Consider the following 19,206-nt stretch of genomic DNA (forward strand, 5'->3'; position numbering starts at 1 on the left):
ACATAACTCCTACCTATTTTGTTGTCTACTTACTGCTGGTTCCACAGATGGCTGATCTATATTAGTGCTACATTCTTTTTGAAAAAAAGATTCAAGAAAATCCATCGTTGTCTTATGATTACTTTCTGACTCTCTAATTCTTTTTTCATTGTTTGAGCCTTTTTCTTTTACTTTTTGTTCTCTGGATTTATTCAAGCTTTCATAATTTATAGTAATTTCTTTTTCTTCTTCTTTTAGAAACCCAGCATTTACCAAATGTTCTTTACAGAGTATCAACTCATAACTACCCTTATTATCTTTACGTGCAGTTCTACCCTTAATCTGTGTTTCTTCTTTTATATCAAGTGAAAAGAATGTCTGTATAACATGCACCCCGCCGCTATTTTCTACAGCAACACTAGACTTAAAATCAACACCACGACCCATACCTCTTGTTGCTAGCGTTACTGTTTTTGCAATACCTGCCTCATCGATGTACTTTTCTTTGGTATGCTCTTCCGTATTTTCTGTTAATATGTGTAAGCGATCAAATTTACCGAAGAATTTTTCTTTAAACTTTCTTATTTCTACATCTGTATCAAAAAATATTAACACTGATTGTCCTGAACCAACCTTAGAGTTTGCACGATTAAAAATTTTACTGAGCCATTCTTCTTCTGAATTCTGAGATGTAAAATTTTCACTTGAATTAAATTTCAAATGAGAATCACCAAAAAAAGATGGCATGATGGAATTTTCTCTGATGTTATAAGATTTTCTTACCGCTTTTTTTTCATGCTCATCTAGCGTAGTCAAGGTACCACTTACTCCTAAGATAAGAGGATATTCCTTAGGCAATTCTGCATAAGACACTTTGCCACAGTCTATATTCAAATACCCATAATTTTTACAATCAAAGTCTTTTTTCTTTAACCTAAAGTAATTAAATACGTTGTAATAGCTGCAATAAGTGAAAGTGGAATAAAATCCATCGTCTCTTCTATAACTTATGATTCCTTTATCGTTAATTTTATAGTTGTTAATGTACCAGTCTTTATCACTTCCTTTTGCAACCTTTATTGCAGCATCAATCATTTTCTCTAGATGTTCTTGATAGAGAGAATGATTAGTATATTCTTTTTTAATAACCACATTATCTTCTTCTTTCAAAAGATAGTATTTTCCAGGTTTAAATAAAAATTTACTAAATTCTTTAAAATTTTGATTTCTTTCTCCTATCTTTTTCTTAATGAATTCTTCTACCGCTTTCAAAATAGTACTTTTTTCATAATTTTTGCTGGCCATTCCCCATATTTCTTCTTGAATACTAGCTAGTCCTGGAATACCTATAGTGTTACATGCACCATAAGTATTCCCATAGAATTGATCAGAAAAGAAAACATCCACTTCATCTATTAAAAGAGTAGTATTACTAATATCCTCTTGCTTTATCTGTCCAGATTGCTCCGCACTGTGATTTAAAATAAGACCTTCAACTAATTCTCTTAAACCTTGCTTCTTGCCATTTACCTCAGGCTTTATCACTTCATTTGCCATCTTCTCAAATGTACCATAAGTTATCTTGTCACCAATACCAAACTCCTTAAAAAAGCCGTTAAAATCTTGTTGATCTCGAGTTGCTAAGTATTCACTATAACAAACAGTTCTGACCTTATGACCTGTCAATACTAATAGTGAAGAGAGTAAACCTAGTACAAGCGATTTCCCTTGCCCTGTTAAGACTTGCGCAAGATGCTTATCAACACCTTTAGAGTCTTTATCAACACTTAACAATCGCAAAATGCATAATATTTGAATACAATGTGGCTTTAAGCTTTTTCCTGTACTTGCAATATCCTTTGATTCTTGTATAGACCACACAGCAGCTAATCCAGCAAGAAGATCAGGTAAAGTTTCTCTCTTGAATTTTGTGTTCCATTCATCAATTTTAATTTGTTTTGATTGCTCCCGTACCTTTTCAGTAATAAATTTAATTTTATCTTGGTAATTTTTGTCAGAAGTCTCTTGTATATAGGAGTTAAATTCTTTTAAGTATCTGTTATAGCAATCTCTTAGTGTTTCTACTGTGCTATTATTGTTTTCTTTTCTATATAGCTCTAAAGCTTTGTCTATATCAATCTCATCTTGTTTTCTTAAATACCAAAAAGATTCCCCTATGATACCAATTCGTTTTTTAAAATCCTCATAAGATATGCTATTCTCTACTACAGAAATAAACGGCTTTGTACTTTCTTCTTTGAATATATCGAAAGACACGTAGTTAGGTTGCTCCTTTAGATAAAGAAAAGATTTCTTAATTGCTGACAGTAACTCACTTGCTGCACTCAAATTATCGTCATCAGACCATTTTTTTTGCTCAAGTAAATTACTTACACTATTTAATAGATCTTGAGTGATTTCAATTAAGTAGTGATTAGGGATATTATCCTTATATTTTTTGATGAAATTTTCAGGATCTAAAACCTTATATGAATTTTTATCTTTATTGGCTACTTCTACTTCAGTTAAGTCATTATTAGTTCCTTTAATAAACCAACTGAATTCTATACTATTTAAATCCTCTAAAAACTCATTAAATGATCTAAAGTACTTAATTAACTCTTGTGATTTTGCTTTTTGATCAAGTACAGTACTTGCAATATTAAGTAATGTTTGACGTATTTCTTCCATGTCTTGCTTGAACTTCCCATAAGGAAATTTATCAGGAATTTTTTCTAAAATAGATTCCCTATTCTTCCAATACTCATTATATACATCTACCAAATCTCTAAAATCACCAGATTGTTTATCTAAAAACGCCTTCTTAATAGATTCTATTTGTTTTGTTAGAATAGTTTGATCAATTACTGAAATCTCTTTTGAAAGATAAGGACTTGTTTGTGCTATAAATCTTATAACATTATGTGTTGCTATTCGAAATGACTCATAATGATCACCTTCTGTGTTTTTAATAAAATCCATATAGCCTTGTATGAGAGGTTCAAATAACTTTAATTCTTTTTCGGAAAGCAGATTAGTAATTGCACTGTCAATAATATATATCCATGCTAAGCGCTCTTGAGATATGGATGATAACTCATTATTGCCAAATAAATTGGAAACAGAGTTTTTTATACGTTGCAACCACGTTTCATCACCAGGGTCCTGTAACGATTTAAGTTTGTATTCAAATTCTTTTTTGTCAGAATAATAACCGGGCTCAAAATGTTTCATTAGTGTAAAGATAAAGTGATATTGCTGTTCGAGAGAGCGGTTTAGAGAGGAAGTTAATGGCCAATTTATAGTTTGTATTAAGCCCCATTTTCCTTGACCGTCTTTTTTCAGTAGATCATTAACAGAAATATCTGTTTTACTACTAATCTCTAAAATTAGCTCCTGAAAGCTCTTACAAAGATAAAAATACATAGGATGAGTTAAAGGTGTAAAACTTTGTGAAGAAGCAAGTTTCCCTAGTGCTTCTCCCCTCATTTCCTTTATCCTTTTAAATAAAGCATTCCATGAATCACCTACAAGATCCAGGAAAGGTTGCTCACTCATCATATCAACAAGATCTGCAAACAACTCCATATCTTTATTACTGATATAAAATACCGATTTATCATGCAAGTCAGATAAATGATCTACCATAACAGATGGAGCCATTACAGAAATAGACCAAAGATATTTGTCATATAAGATACTTCCGTGATTATTTATTCCATCTTTACAGATTTGTTGTAATCCTGTCAGCAAATCCCTTGTATAAAATTGATCAACTCGAGAAAACTCTTTCTTTCTTATATCCAGAGCTCTTTCTCTATTAAGCAATTGTTGACTACTACTATTTGTCTCGCGTGAAATGTTCTGATTATTAACTACATCATCTAATATCGATATATTACTAGAGAACTTTCTCCAATCTTCTAATCTTTTAGAAAACTGAAAAAGATCCTCTGCATACTCAAGATTATCTGCAGTTTTACCACTTCTATCCTGCAAAAACTGTTTAAATTGTTCATAAGCTTTATCCCTGTTATTTAATAATTCATCTTCTATAATTTTAGTAATTTTAAGCTTTTCAAGAAAATTTCGTTTTATATCTATAGGATGCCCAGCAAAATCTAACTCTTCAATCTTGTTGAAGCTTACTCTTGCAATAAAGTTTTCCTGATCAAAAGTAAATAAATAACCTGGACTTTGCTTCCTAATATAAACTGTTTTATTATTATGTGGATGAGTAAATTGACACGAATCTAGTTCTATCAAATGATTGTTCTTCCATTGTCCCTCTATATATCCATTTTCACCAAATGACTTCCTTGTTCCCTTATTTTCATTAAAGCTACTTTGGCCAACTTTTTTAGATTTGCCGTCTTTCCAAGTATGCTGCTTAAAATGTGATACAGTAGGAATAGACTCCAGGTCAGAATCACTTTCACAAGATATAGAAGATCTCTCAACCTTATCACTAGCATCACAGTACTCCTCATCAGAGGAATTAGCTGAAAAAGACAGCAAATTCTGACTTACCTGCTGACTATTAGAATTTCCTACGTGCATAATACCCCCTATAAAGAATTATCAATATTCTTAATTTAAGATGTTTTATTCTTTGAAAAGAGGCAAGAAAAATTTTATATGTCGATAAATAAGGTTCTCAAAACACGGTGTTTTTTTCCAAAATTTGTTAATTGAGTTATGGTGGTTGAAATAGCAAACCAATTAAGTTGCTTCGTCCAGCGCTCTCTTTTAGTTAATTATTGTTTTTTCCTTATAAAAATTTAGCTTACCTTTTACATCTAAATAGCTAACAAAATTCGGCCTTTTATAGATGAGTAACCCTCTAGGAATTATCTTCTTGAATTCTATGATATTATTTTTTGTAACATTGTTATACATATCATGATAAGGGGACTGGCGAAGGGTGTCAAGGAAGTTTTTTCGTTTCTAATGGTTGTTAACGTGCTGCCAAAAACTATGCAAGAAGTCTATTGAAATCGCGTATATCAATCGTTGTAAAATCACACAATTGCTCTGTAGAGCTATGCCCTGTAATAATTACTATACCATTTTGCTCAGAGCGTATTGAGATTAAGTTCAGCACTAATTCACACGTTGCACTATCAAGATTACAAAATGGTTCATCTATCAGCCAAACGTTTGCATTAGAAATCAAGAGGCGAGCAAGCGCAACTCTCCTTTTCCAGCCTGCAGAAAGTTCGCCATATCTAATATTAAGTACAGGTTGCAACTGCAAGCAACAAATAGCTGCCACAATCAATTCTCTAGTATTTCGTATTCCTGCCCAAAATTCTACGTTTTGAGCAACAGTTAAGCTATCTTTACAGGCATTCTTATGGCCTATATAGACCATAGAAGGTATATAGGATTTTGGATCATCATATATATCTTTTCCGCAGTGCCTTATATTGCCTGATACCGGCGGTAAAAGTCCAGATAAACTTCTAATTAAGCTGGTTTTACCACTACCATTTGGACCAGTGATTAGAATCTTTGATTTTAGCTCAGCTTTAAAACTGAGATTCTTAAATAGTACCTTATTATTACGAGCGCAGGATAAATTTTCACATTCAAGCATGGATTATCTGCCCTTCCCCTTATGTTTACCTTGAGTTGAAGCCTGAGCTTTTACAAACAGCTCCCAAAATCCTTTCTGTCCGCCTTCTCTATGTATCAATTGTGCAAAACGCTGCATTAAACCATTACCCATCATAACCATCTTTGTCCATTTACCTACCGGTTTTGCTATGTCAACTATTTCTGGATCTTCTTTATAAACTTGCACATCTTTTTGTTTCTCGCGTAGCGTTTCTTGTTGTTTCATCAACTCTTTTTGCTTATTTTTTTGATATAATTCATTGAATTTTCTGTCTTCTTCCCACTCTTCTTTAAAAACTTTTCTAGGAAATATGATTTTTCTAATGCGATTTTTGTATATTTTTCTCAAAAAGAGAAATACTGCAGCTACAGCAAGTAATGTTACGCTATATAATATGATCTGTGTAAGTGGCATTTCCTGTATCTAATTCATTAAAAATACCCTTGCTATTATACCATAATTATAGAAATTGTGCAATTTTTTTGCGGGTAAAGACAATATAAAAGCAGTACTGCTCTATTTCGAAAATTGCGCAAATATCTGACGAACGGGCTTGTATGTAATAAGGTTTATTTCTATACTTCTTAAAGAATTTAGAAGTGAAACAAATATGAACTGCTGTAAAACTCATACGTGCAATGAACTGAGGAAGAACGACGTAGAAAAGGAAGTTACCCTTTCTGGATGGTTATATCGTAAGCGCGACCATGGTAACCTAATTTTTGTTGATTTAAGAGACTTCTACGGAATCACTCAGCTAGTATTTAATAATGACAAAGACTTTTTTGATGAGATATCAAATTTAAAATTGGAGAGTGTAATTACTGTTACAGGAATAGTTGAAGCTAGAACTGAAGATACGGTAAACAGCTCTATTTCTACCGGAGAAATCGAGGTGATAGTCAACAATTTGCGCGTTGAGTCGGAAGTTGAGTTCCACTTTGATGAAGAAATAGCAAAAGAAGAAAGAAGTATATTGGCAAGCATTACCGGCGAGCAAGAATACCCAGAAAACATGAGATTTAAATATCGATTTCTTGACTTAAGACGTGAAAAAGTCCGCAACAATATTATTTTGCGCTCACAAATTATTGCAGAACTCCGCAAGCTCATGATAGAGCAAGGGTTGTTGGAAATTCAGACTCCAATACTTACTGCTTCGTCTCCTGAAGGTGCACGTGATTATTTGGTGCCAAGCAGACTAAACCCTGGTAAATTCTATGCATTGCCGCAAGCTCCGCAGATTTTCAAGCAATTGCTCATGGTCTCAGGGTTTGATAAATATTTTCAAATTGCACCGTGTTTTCGTGATGAAGACGCAAGGGCTGACCGTTCTCCGGGAGAGTTTTATCAGCTAGATCTTGAAATGTCTTTTGTAACTCAAGAAGACATCTTTCAGATTATTGAGTCTACCTTATATAAAGTGTTCGCCAAATTTTCTCGCAAGTCTGTCGATAAAGATTTTCCACGCATTACATACAAAGAGGCAATGCTTAAGTATGGTTCTGACAAGCCAGATTTGCGTAATCCACTATTAATCAGCGATGTTACAGAAATTTTCCGTGATTCAGGGTTCAATATTTTCAAAAGCAATATTGAGCGTGGTATGGTAGTGAGAGCCATCCCTGCACCTAAAACAGCAGAGGAACCACGCAGCTTATTTGATAAAAAGATAGAACATGCGCAAAAAGAATTCGGTGCTAAGGGTCTCGGATATATAACGTTTGATAAAGATGGAACTGCGAAAGGCCCAATTGCTAAATTTCTTGATGAAAATAGGCTAAACCACATAAGAGAAGCAACAAACATAGAGCCAGGAGATAGTGTATTTTTTGCTTCTGACAAAGAGAATGAGGCGGCAAACATTGCAGGAAAAGTACGCACTCTTTTAGGGTCAGAACTCAGTCTTATAGATGATAATATCTTCAAGTTTTGTTGGATCATTGATTTTCCATATTTTGTATATGACGATAAAAGTAAAAAAATCGATTTCTTTCATAACCCATTCTCCATGCCACACGGTGGTCTGAAAGATTTAGAGGACAAAAATCCACTGGATATCCTTGCTTACCAATATGATCTTGTTTGCAATGGAATAGAACTGTCAAGTGGGGCGATTCGTAATAACAAACTGGATATCATGTATAAAGCTTTTGCCATTGCAGGTTATAGCCGGGGAGAAGTTGATACAAGATTCGGTGCACTTGTACGTGCATTCAGATTTGGTGTTCCTCCTCATGGTGGAATAGCACCAGGAGTTGATAGAATAGTTATGCTGCTTGCTGATGAGCCAAATATTCGTGAAGTAATCTGTTTTCCTATGAACCAGCAAGGTGAAGATGTTCTAATGGGTGCTCCTTCCAAGGTGGAGGATAAGCATTTACGTGAGTTGTCTTTGCAGATCATTGAGTGAAAAATCTTATAGCAAGGAGCACCGGTTAATGATATATTAGGTTATGTTAAATCGAAAGATTATGACTAACATCCAAAAGGCAATACTATCGGGCATAATCTGCAACATGATTATATGGTATGAATTAACTCTATTTGGAGTTTTAACACATATAATAAGCAATGTTTTTTTTCCTTCAGAAAGCGATTATTTAAGCACAATCAAATTTCTTGGTAGTTTTGCAATTGGATTTGGATTTAGACCACTTGGTGCATTTATTTTTGGTTACATTGGAGATAAATACGGCAGAAGGAAAATTTTGCTGACTTCCGTAATATTAGCTTCGATATCATCTACTGCAATTGCGATTATACCAAGCTTTAAAGAAATAGGAATATTTTCTCCTATACTGCTTCTGCTTTGTAGAATAACACAAGGAATGGCAGCAGGTGGAGAAACAAGTATCAATTCAGCTTTTTTAATAGAGCATTCAAGCGATAAAAAAAATCTAGGCTTTTTAGGTAGCATGAAAGCTTTTAGTGGTGCTCTTGGTTCTATTACATGCTTTGTAATGATAGCTGTTTGCAAAAAGTTTACAGGTGAAAATTATGAAATTTGGGGCTGGAGGTTGCCCTTCTATTTCTGCTTCATTATGGGCATAATAGGCTTTTTAACAAGATATATAATGGAAGAGAGCTTAGCATATAAAGTGCACGATCAAAATAAAAGCTTATCTAATTCTCCATTTTTAGAGTTAATCAGGGACTATAAAAAAGCATTTGTGATAGCAATTGGACTTGGTATTGCTCAAAATGCAATCGTTTATTCAGCAATCATGTTTTACAACATATCTGTAAAAGAATTTACCCTGTCAGGCATCGATATTAAAAATGTAGTAAGAATTATAAGCGAAATTATATTTGGAACATCTGCAGTGTTGTTCGCAACGTTATCTGATAAAGTTGGGAGGAAAAACGTGATGGTTCCTGTACTAATAGTATTAGCTTGCGCTAGCTTACCGGCATTTTCGCTACTGTCCTATGATAACCACTATGTTATAACGCCCACTTATTGGCTAATAACCATACCAATAAGTGCATCTTTTGGAATATATAATTCTCTTGCTTGCGAGTTATTTCCAACGAAAGTTAGGTGCACGGGCTTTAGCCTCGCACATAACATATCTGCAGGAATATTTGGTGGCCTTTCTCCATCCATATGCATGTGGCTTATAGAAAAAACCGAAACAAAACTTGCAGCAGGCATTTATCTTACTGCCTGCGCATTAATTAGCCTAATATCTGTGCTTCAAATTAAAGCCAAAGACAGAAAAGTTGATTGGTGAAATCGTTTCAGTCGAAAAATAGCGCTTCAATGGATTTTTCGATGTGTTTAGTGATAGGAGCGGTGATAGTGATTTCTTTATTGTTTGGCAGTTTTAAAGATAAAGAATGCGAATGAAGGTGAATTTTATTTGCTATCCCATCAATAAAAGCTTTTTTACCACCATATTTACCGTCACCAAGAATAGGGCAATTTATATGAGCTAAATGTGCACGTAACTGATGGGTTCTGCCGGTAATTGGTTGTAATTTTAAATAAGCAACATTGTGTTTGGATTTTGCTATAATTGAAAAATGCGTAGTGGCATTCTGAGGTGAATTTTCATCAACGACCACTTTTTCTTGACCTGAAACATATTTTTTCACCAATGGATAGTCTATTGTTCCACTATCCTTGCTCAGTATGCCAGAAGTTAATGCTAAATAAGTTTTTTTTACTCTTCGTCCTTTAAATTCTTCCATAAGGTATCTGGCAACATTAGCGTTGCGTGCGAATATTATCACTCCACTCGTATCTCTATCTAGCCTATGGACAATTTTAAATGTTTCTCCCTCTCTTATTTGGTCAAGCAAATCACTCATGCTAATCTTTACTTTTACGCCACCTTGAACGATGACCCCTGCGGGTTTGTTTATAGCTAGTATATATTCGTCTTCATATAATATGTTCTCTCTTAGTAGATTCACTAACTTTTCATTATATTTGCGATCAGAATTAGCGTTTTCAATATAATTCAAGTGCTTCAGCGTTATAGTTTGCCCAGAATTTACTCTATCACTGGACTTTGCTTTGCAATCATCAACTTTGATTAATCCTTTCCTTAAAGATTTTTCAATTACAGATTGCTTTAAATCAGGAAAGATTCTTCTGATGTACCTATCCAGCCTAACGTTATCGTCTTCTATTAATATGGTTTTTATACTTTGTAGCATTCCATTATTTATAATGAATATCTAGTGAAATGTCAATTATTGGTGTCATTCCAGTGTCAAGCACTGGAATGACACCGAAGGGGCTACTGCCGTCATAAAGGAACCAGTGTCAGCTACTCGGATGACAGGAGAAGGAGACTACTGAGATGACAGCTAGCCTGACAACCGTCATCCCGCTGCTTGTTAGCGGGATCTAGAGATACCGCGAATGAATCGCGGTATGACGGTTCGCGGCGGCATGACGTAGAGCTTGCGTTAGCTATACTTTTATACTCACCAACTCAGCTGGATCCAAGTAGTCAGAGCACTGGGATGACAAAAAAAGGAGGGCACTTGGATGACGGGAGAAGGAGCTATTTGGATGACATCGTTTACTATACAATGTTTGTACAGTTCTGGATAAAAAAATTAGCTAACAAATTTATAAATATCAGTATACAGCTCATCAACGCTTGGTTCTTTACTATTTTTGGCAAAATCTTCCGACTTTTTTACTAAATCACGTATTTCCTTATCAATTACTTTGCACTCTTCTTCTGAAGCCATTTTATTATCTGTCATGTATTTCTTTAAAGTGCTTATAGGGTCATGATTTTGCTTCATATCTTCAACTTCTTCTTTTAAGCGATAAGTAGCAGGATCTGACATTGAGTGACCGCGATATCGATATGTCTTCATTTCAAGCAGGATAGGCCCTTTTCCGCTGCGTGTGTGTTCCGCTGCTTCGCTTGTAGCCTCATAAACAGAGAAAAAATCCATTCCATCAACTTGTTTTCCAGGAATACCAAAACTTTCTCCTCTTTTATATAACTCTGTTACTAAAGTTGATCTTTGCACGGAGGTTCCCATTGCGTATTCATTATTTTCTATGATGTAAACCACAGGCAACTCCCACAAAGATGCCATATTAAACGATTCATATACTTGTCCTTGATTTGCAGCACCGTCGCCAAAATATGTAAATACCACATTATCTTTTTTCTTATATTTATTAGCAAATGCTATTCCTGTGCCAATTGGAACTTGTGCTCCCACTATTCCATGCCCGCCGAAGAATTTTTTTTCAACGTCAAATACGTGCATCGAACCACCTTTACCTTTCGAGCATCCTGTTTCTTTGCCGGTAAGCTCTGCCATTACAACATTTGGATCAGAATCACATGCGAGCATTAAGCCATGGTCTCTATAACTTGTGATAAAAGCGTCACCTAATTTTGATGCAGCTTGAGTTCCAACTGCAACTGCTTCTTGTCCTATTGATAGGTGACAGAACCCGCCTATTAATCCCATCCCATATAATTGTCCTGCTTTTTCCTCAAATCTGCGTATGAGTAGCATTTTCCTGTAGAATCCAATTATCTGTTCTTTAGTGAAATTTTCTGCTTTCATATCGATTTCTTTTTCATTAAACTAACACAATACCAGGAATTTTAAATTTTTGCTAATGAACTATTACCACTGGCTTGAGGCTTTTCACGTTATCTCTGTTATCATGTGGATGGCAGGTATGCTTTATTTACCCAGGCTTTATGTCTACCATGCAACTGTAAAACCGGGATCGGAAAATGATAGCTTGCTTCAAACAATGGAAAAGAGGCTACTTAGATATATCATAAACCCTGCAATGCTTTTCTCACTTGGTCTTGGAATTACACTAATGGTTATTAGGGAAGCATATCGTGAAGGATGGTTTCATGTAAAAGCATTTGCAATACTTTTGATGTTAATTATTCATATGCTACTTGCAAAATATAGGAAAAATTTTGCAATGGGTTCGAATAAGAAGTCACATATTTATTTTCGCGTTTTAAATGAAGCAGTTACAGTATTGATAATAGTTATAGTTATTATGGTTGTTGTAAAACCTTTTTGACTGACCTTACCCAAAAAAAGCAGAAAGCTCGTACCTGTTCAGATGCATGGCTAATGTACAATACTGAAATAAAAATTCCAGTGCTCCCTTTCTTGTCATCCCAGTGCTTGACACTGGGATCCAGCTTTCTTTACAAATTCACCAAAAGTGCTTCATTCTATAACGCAAAACCCATACTCACCAAACTCAATGCATTACTTGCAATTAAGTTTCCTGGATGCCAGTGTCAAGCTACTCGGATGACACCATTCTTTTTCCTGGATCCCAGTGTCAAGCACTGGGATGACAAGAAGAGGGCACTGCCCTCTTGGATGGAAGCCAGTGTTAGCTACTTTCATGACACCCTGACAACCGTCATCCCGCTACTTGTTAGCGGGATCTAGAGATACCGTGATGGTATGACGTAGGGGTTGCCGAGAACTTGTCATCCCAGTGCTTGACACTGGGATCCAGTTTTTCGTATAATTTTGTCAAAATCTATTGTGCTAGCAAGTTCACTAGCGTCACGCGCTGGTCTGTTAGACATTTACGTGTAGGGTGAAGAAATTTTGAAAAAGACATACCAAATATGAAAGGCCTATATATTAAAACTTACGGCTGTCAGATGAACGTTTATGACTCCGTTTTAATGGAAAATGTAATTAAACCTTTGGGGTTCAACGTTGTTAGTGATGCAGGGAAAGCCGATTTAGTGATACTGAATACTTGTCACATTAGAGAGAAGGCAGCAGAAAAACTTTACTCAGAGCTTGGGAAGATTCATTCGTTACGAAAAGAAATGACTATAGTGGTGGCTGGGTGTGTAGCGCAAGCAGAGGGAGAAGAAGTGTTCAGAAGGGCTCCTTTTGTTGATATTGTTGTTGGTCCGCAGAGTATCGCTACCTTACCGGAGCTGATAGTCAAAGCAAGCAGAAGTAAAGGTCATGTAATAAACACTGATTTTCCTGAAGTTGCAAAGTTTGATAAATTGCCAGATGAATGCTATGGCAATAGCCAGGGGTCTTCTGCGTTTCTTGCCATACAAGAGGGTTGTGATAAATTTTGTACGTTTTGTGTAGTGCCCTATACTCGTGGAGCTGAGTATTCACGTCCAGTGAATGAAATATTTCGTGAAGCATTGAAATTAGTTGCAAATGGGGCAAATGAGATCAATTTGCTTGGTCAGAACGTCAATGCTTACCATGGGGAGTGCGAAGGGGAAGTGTGGGATTTAGGAAAATTAATTAGTCATATTGCTAAAATTGAAAAGCTAGAGAGGATTCGTTATACAACTTCTCATCCAAGAGATATGCATGAATCTCTCTACTTGGCACATGCGGAAGAGCCAAAGCTCATGCCGTTTGTTCACCTGCCTGTGCAGTCTGGTTCGAATAAAATATTGCACGCGATGAACAGGAAACACACTGCAGAGGAGTATTTGGAAATAATAGACAGATTTCGCAAATTGAAACCTGAAATCGAATTTTCTTCTGATTTTATTGTTGGTTTTCCTGGAGAAACCGAAAAAGATTTTGAAGAAACTATGAAATTAGTAGAAAAAGTTAGATATGCTCAGGCTTATAGTTTTAAATACAGCCCAAGACCAGGCACACCGGGAGCGGAAAGAAAAGATCAAGTACCAGAAGAGGTTAAAACAGAGCGCCTTCTTCGTTTACAGAAATTAATTAGTAAGCAACAACTTGAGTTTAACCAGAGTATGGTAGGCAAAACTATACCTGTTCTATTTAGCGATAAAAAAGGTAAACACCAAAACCAAATTATTGGTAAAAGCCCATATATGCAATCAGTGTGCATTGATGATTCTGAAGATAAATACAGGGACAAAATAGTAAATGTGAAAGTGTTGGAAGCTCGGCAGAGTAGTTTGCTGGGGTGTGCATTTCACTGATTTTAAGCAGCGTTAAATATAAATCTTAAGCAAAGAGTATTGAAAAAATGCAATCATAATCTTTTTCAAAAGTTACAAAGTTTAATTGCTACCTCTGCTGAACGGGTACCTTAAACCTACAAATAGTAGTCTTGAGCTTACCTATATCAATTTTTTGTACAAGATGAGTTAGTAACAACTTTATGTATAAAATTGAAGAAGAATAAAAATACAATAACGAGCATTAAATTAAATATTCCCACCTTTAAAAAACCCTCTTTATATATTTCTAAAGATTCTAAATAATTTATTTTACCATTTACTGAAGGAACTGACATAAATTTTGATATTGCAACTCCGGCTAGGTTAGAAAACGCTAATGACAGCATTACTATACCCATCACTACTCCTCTAAGGTTTTTGGGGGCTAGTGTAGTTGCTTGTTCTTGGACTAATGGAGCAATACATAATTCTCCCAGTCCCATAAAGGAGATAGCAATTATTAAATATAAGTATTCTACTTTACCTTCAATGTTAGAGTTTAAACATCCTATGTACAGTGTGAAAAAACACATAGCCATTGTCAGAAGGCCAAGGGTAAACATGGAAGTTGCATATTTTTGCTTAAACTTCATGTATGTTCCAAAAAGAAAGCCAAGTATTATAATTGACAAAGGATTTATGGCTTGAGAAACTGAAGCTGGAATTGTTATACCTAATACATTGTTAATAACGTTTCTTTCGGTGAATAAGTTAACTAAAGAGCCAAGCTGCATTTCTAAAGCAAAAAAACACAAGAAAAATACCACAAGAATAGATAATGCCACTAATTTTCGTCTTTGTTCTGCTGATAATTTAGATATTATATAAATAAATATGCCCAGAGCTGTTATTCCAACAAATATGAGCATATTAGTAAAAAATTCACTATGTATAAGCATTTTAGCAATTATTGATGATGACAGAAAGCTTCCTATCAATACTATACCAAAAATTTTAATCCCTAATATGCGCTTATTCATAAGCTCTGGATAAGGAGAAAGGCCGCTATCTCCTAAAAGATTCTGAAATTTGAGAAAAAAGATTAGCCCTATAGACATCCCAATACCAGCTAAACCAAAGCCGTAGTGCCAGCCAAACAAGTGGGCTACATAACCACATGAAATAGAAGCCAACATTGCTCCAATATTCACGCCTACGTAAAATAAAGTAAAGCCTCTGCTACGTTCAGGATCGTCTTTGCCATAGCATGAACTAAGTAAGTTAGTTACGTTCCCTTTAAACATACCAGTACCTATGGCTATTAGAGATAAACCTAAATATAATAAACCTGGTTCAAAGTCAACTAATGACATGCAAGCATGACCTGCTATCATCACTATCCCTCCAAGCAACACCATGTTGCGGAATCCCATCAACTTATCAGCTAAAAAACCTCCAAGTATTGGTATAGCATAACCTATTGCAGCAAATAATGAGTAAATAGTAAAGGCCCTCTCATCAGTGAAACCTAAGTGAGAAGTCAAAAATAGGACCAAAAGTGCCCTCATTCCATAGTAAGAGAAACGTTCCCACATTTCAACAAAGCACAACATTTTTAAAAATTGTGGAAACTTATCTGTCTTCTGATCCATAAAATACCCCTAAAGCTTGGGTTAATGTTAAGTAAAACAATAAAAACTGCAAGTAAAACTTAAAAAAAGGTATTGGAAGCTCGGCAGAATAGTTTGTTGGGGTGTGAGCTACGGAAAATATTTTTGAATTTGTAATTTTTCAGAAAGCCCTATATTCTTTAGTTTTACATAGCGAACATGAAGTCAAAGCATTATCCTGATACAGTAAGTAGTCCTGATTTTTCATCGTTAGAAAAGGAAATCATAAAATTTTGGCAGGAAAACAAAGTTTTTGAGCGGTCAGTTGAAGAACGTTCCAAGGATAATTGTTTTGTCTTTTACGATGGGCCTCCGTTTGCAAATGGACTTCCGCATTATGGACATTTACTCACTGGTTTCATCAAAGACGCATTTGCAAGATATCAAACTATGCTTCAAAAAAGGGTTGAACGTAGATTTGGCTGGGATTGCCATGGATTGCCGGCTGAGATGGGTGCAGAAAAAGAACTTGGAATATCTGGTAGAACTGAGATAGAGAAGTTTGGTATAGATAAATTTAACGATCATTGCCGTACTTCTGTGATGAAATTTTCATCAGAGTGGGAGAAGTATGTAAATAGGCAAGCAAGGTGGGTAGACTTTCACAATGACTATAAGACTATGGATAAATCATTCATGGAGTCGGTCATGTGGGCATTCAAGCAGCTTTATGATAAGGGTCTGGTGTATGAATCAGTGCGCGTTGTACCATATAGCTGGGCATGCGAAACTCCATTATCTAATTTCGAAACAAGGCTTGATAATGCGTATAGAGAAAAAGTTAGCAAAGCTGTAACTGTTGCATTTGAGCTTTTAGAAAACCCACAGCAATTTAAAAGTGTTAAACGAAAGTGTAAATTACTTGCTTGGACTACAACTCCTTGGACGTTGCCGAGCAACTTGGCTTTAGCAATAGGAAAAGATATTAAGTATTGTGCAGTGTCAGTCCACCCTTTGATGTCATTCCAGCGCGTGACGCTGGAATCTATTTCTGGATCCCAGTGTCTGGGCACTGGGATGACAGGGAGTAGTGAAGGAAGTTCAATGAATGGTGAAATATACATTTTTGCTGAAAGCTACTTAGAGAAATTTATCAGCCACTCTGAACAAAACAATATTCCATATGAAAACTGCAATATAAAACTTAAAGCGAATGATCTTGCAGGTCTTTCTTACAAACCACTGTTTGACTATTTTAAAGACACAAAAAATGCATTTCGCGTTTTTATTGCTGATTATGTGACGGAAGAAGACGGTACTGGCGTTGTGCATACTGCTCCTGGATTTGGTGAGGAAGATTTTTACCTTTGCCAAAGCCATGATATTCCAGTTATTTGTCCAATTGATAACAGTGGAAAATTTACTGCTGAAGTTTCAGATTTGGCAGGGGTTCATGTTTTTGATACCAATGATACAGTAATAAAAAAATTAAAAGAGCAAGGGAATTGGTTTAAAACTGAGCAATATATTCACAATTATCCACACTGCTGGAGAACTGACACTCCTTTGATCTATCGCACTATGCCTTCTTGGTATGTTGCTGTTACAAAATTCAAAAGCAGAATGGTAGAGCTAAATAAGAGAGTTAATTGGATACCAAACCACATTAGAGATGGTCAATTTGGAAAATGGCTTGAAGGGGCACACGACTGGTCAATTTCACGCAATCGATTCTGGGGTACGCCAATCCCTGTATGGAAATCAGATGATGCGAGATATCCAAGAGTAGATGTATATGGTTCAATAGAAGAACTGGAGAGAGATTTTAATGTTAAAATAGACGACTTGCACAGACCATTTATCGATACTTTAACAAGACCAAATCCTGATGACCCAGTAGGAAAATCAGTTATGCGCCGTGTACCTGACGTGTTTGACTGCTGGTTTGAATCTGGCTCGATGCCATTTGCGCAAGTCCACTATCCGTTTGAAAATAAGGAGTGGTTTGAATCTGCGGATTTTATTACTGAATACATAGCGCAAACCAGGGGGTGGTTTTATACGCTCTTTGTATTGTTCACTGCTTTGTTTGATAGGGAACCATTTAAGAACTGCATATGCCACGGTGTTGTTTTGGATGTAAAAGGGCAAAAATTGTCCAAACGTTTGAATAACTATGCAGATCCAATGGAGGTTTTTGATAGATACGGTTCTGATGCACTGCGTTTTCTTATGCTTTCTGGATCTATTGTTTGTGGTGGTAATTTGCTACTCGATAAAGAAGGAAACTCAATACGAGATGTTCTGAAAAACGTAATAAAACCTATTTGGAACAGTTATCACTTTTTTACTATGTATGCAAATGCAGATGGAATTAAAGCTGAAGTTTGTAAGGATTATCAAAGTACTATTGATCGCTACATGATTTCCAAATGTTTTGAAGCTGTAGAAAGTATCCAAGCTTCTATGAACAGCTATAACTCCCAAGAGGCTTGCAAAATTTTAATGAACTTTTTTGAAGTGCTAAATAATTGGTATATTCGTCGCAGTCGCGAGCGTTTTTGGAAAAGTGATTTGGATCAGGATAAAACTGATGCTTATAATGTTCTATATACGGTTTTTTATTACATACTAAGAGCTGCAGCTCCTTTGTTGCCACTTATAACAGAGAATATATGGCAAGGGCTTAAGTATGAAGAAACATCTGTTCATTTGGCTGATTTCCCACAATTAGAGAAGTTTGATAGTCAGCTCATTGCCAAGATGGATTTAGTGAGAGAGGTGTGCAACTCTGCACTTTCGATCAGAAACACTTTTAATATACGTATCAGACAGCCGCTTGGCAGTATGATCATTTATCATCAGTCTTCCTGTAGTTTTCTTGAAGGTGAACCGCTTTCTGTCATCCCAGAGTTCTCTCCTGTTATCCAAGTAGCTGACACTGGGATACAGTGTGCTGCAGATTCAAATGAGTACCAGGAGATGATAAAAGATGAGGTGAATGTAAAAAGCTTGGAATTAGTAAACAGACTTGAAGGTATTGCATCACTAGAGTTAAAGCTAAATTTCCCACTGCTTGGGAAAAGAATTCCAGACAAAATCAAGAAGCTAGTTCAATATGTCAAGGAGGGAAAATGGAAGCAAGTTGAGAATGAGCAGATATTTCTAGGAGACGAATCAGAGAACTATATTATAGAAAAAGGCGAATATGAACTATTGTTAAAAGCAAACAGTGAATATTCCTCTGTATTTGATAACAATAAAGGGATTGTCATTCTAAATACTGAACTAAATGATGAATTAATTCTAGAAGGGCTAGCGAGAGATGCCGTGAGGCTTATTCAAGAAACCAGAAAACAAGCTGATTTTCATGTATCAAATAGAATCAGAGTAATAATCAAAACAGAAGATGAGAAAATTAAGGAAGCAATAAATACGTGGAGTGAATATATAAAAGAGCAAACTCTAGCCTTATCTTTAGAGGTTAATATAGAAATTGGAATCAACTTTTACTCTAAAGAATACCAAGATTCAATTGTTGGTATTAAGTTAGATTGTTGATAGTTGCAAATTGTTAGCATTTGTGCTATACTTAGGGTAATTGGGG

At 35.5% G+C, this 19,206-nt stretch carries 12 protein-coding genes; 6 read left to right on the forward strand and 6 right to left on the reverse strand.

Annotated elements, in window-relative coordinates; all coding sequences use genetic code 11:
- Positions 1-9: 9 nt before the first annotated feature.
- The 3 genes from AAGD93_RS03455 to AAGD93_RS03465 form a co-directional block, all read right to left on the reverse strand.
- On the reverse strand, positions 10-4,539 hold the full coding sequence (locus AAGD93_RS03455) for a hypothetical protein (RefSeq protein ID WP_226079666.1): 4,530 nt from the start codon (positions 4,537-4,539) through the stop codon (positions 10-12).
- Positions 4,540-4,954: 415 nt separating this feature from the next.
- Positions 4,955-5,578 (reverse strand): heme ABC exporter ATP-binding protein CcmA, encoded by a 624-nt coding sequence (gene ccmA, locus AAGD93_RS03460; protein ID WP_213862934.1) that lies wholly within the window; start codon positions 5,576-5,578, stop codon positions 4,955-4,957.
- A 3-nt stretch (positions 5,579-5,581) separates the two neighbouring features.
- On the reverse strand, positions 5,582-6,013 hold the full coding sequence (locus tag AAGD93_RS03465) for a hypothetical protein (RefSeq protein WP_174515653.1): 432 nt from the start codon (positions 6,011-6,013) through the stop codon (positions 5,582-5,584).
- A 196-nt stretch (positions 6,014-6,209) separates the two neighbouring features.
- Between AAGD93_RS03465 and aspS the strand changes: the two genes are divergently transcribed.
- Together aspS and AAGD93_RS03475 are read left to right on the forward strand one after the other, a co-directional pair.
- Positions 6,210-8,012, forward strand: coding sequence for an aspartate--tRNA ligase (gene aspS / locus AAGD93_RS03470; RefSeq protein ID WP_341819868.1), 1,803 nt, complete (start codon positions 6,210-6,212; stop codon positions 8,010-8,012).
- A 61-nt stretch (positions 8,013-8,073) separates the two neighbouring features.
- Entirely contained in the window at positions 8,074-9,336 is a 1,263-nt protein-coding gene (locus AAGD93_RS03475) for an MFS transporter (RefSeq protein WP_341819869.1), read from the forward strand.
- Between the two features lie 7 nt (positions 9,337-9,343).
- On the opposite strand, the gene AAGD93_RS03480 is transcribed toward AAGD93_RS03475, so the two are convergent.
- Positions 9,344-10,267, reverse strand: a complete 924-nt coding sequence (locus tag AAGD93_RS03480) for an RluA family pseudouridine synthase (RefSeq protein ID WP_341819870.1) — start codon at positions 10,265-10,267, stop codon at positions 9,344-9,346.
- A gap of 408 nt (positions 10,268-10,675) precedes the next feature.
- Positions 10,676-11,656: a pyruvate dehydrogenase (acetyl-transferring) E1 component subunit alpha gene (pdhA, locus tag AAGD93_RS03485; RefSeq protein WP_065094725.1), complete on the reverse strand. Its 981-nt coding sequence runs from the start codon at positions 11,654-11,656 to the stop codon at positions 10,676-10,678.
- Positions 11,657-11,711: 55 nt separating this feature from the next.
- On the opposite strand from pdhA, the gene hemJ reads away from it, so the two are divergent.
- From hemJ to miaB, 3 genes are all read left to right on the forward strand, one after another.
- On the forward strand, positions 11,712-12,140 hold the full coding sequence (hemJ, locus tag AAGD93_RS03490; protein ID WP_010082641.1) for a protoporphyrinogen oxidase HemJ: 429 nt from the start codon (positions 11,712-11,714) through the stop codon (positions 12,138-12,140).
- A gap of 53 nt (positions 12,141-12,193) precedes the next feature.
- On the forward strand, positions 12,194-12,523 hold the full coding sequence (locus tag AAGD93_RS03495; protein ID WP_156518006.1) for a hypothetical protein: 330 nt from the start codon (positions 12,194-12,196) through the stop codon (positions 12,521-12,523).
- 185 nt (positions 12,524-12,708) lie between these two features.
- Complete coding sequence (miaB, locus tag AAGD93_RS03500) at positions 12,709-14,028, forward strand: tRNA (N6-isopentenyl adenosine(37)-C2)-methylthiotransferase MiaB (RefSeq protein ID WP_010962578.1); 1,320 nt, start codon at positions 12,709-12,711, stop codon at positions 14,026-14,028.
- Positions 14,029-14,174: 146 nt separating this feature from the next.
- Here miaB and AAGD93_RS03505 read toward each other — a convergent pair whose 3' ends face one another.
- Positions 14,175-15,641: a peptide MFS transporter gene (locus AAGD93_RS03505; protein ID WP_341819871.1), complete on the reverse strand. Its 1,467-nt coding sequence runs from the start codon at positions 15,639-15,641 to the stop codon at positions 14,175-14,177.
- Positions 15,642-15,818: 177 nt separating this feature from the next.
- Here AAGD93_RS03505 and AAGD93_RS03510 point away from each other — a divergent pair, with 177 nt between their 5' ends.
- Positions 15,819-19,160, forward strand: coding sequence for a class I tRNA ligase family protein (locus AAGD93_RS03510; protein ID WP_341819872.1), 3,342 nt, complete (start codon positions 15,819-15,821; stop codon positions 19,158-19,160).
- The last annotated feature ends 46 nt before the right edge of the window (positions 19,161-19,206 follow it).

Origin of the sequence: Wolbachia endosymbiont (group A) of Brachyopa scutellaris, assembly GCF_964026995.1 — a bacterium.
In the GTDB taxonomy this organism is placed as follows: domain Bacteria; phylum Pseudomonadota; class Alphaproteobacteria; order Rickettsiales; family Anaplasmataceae; genus Wolbachia; species Wolbachia pipientis.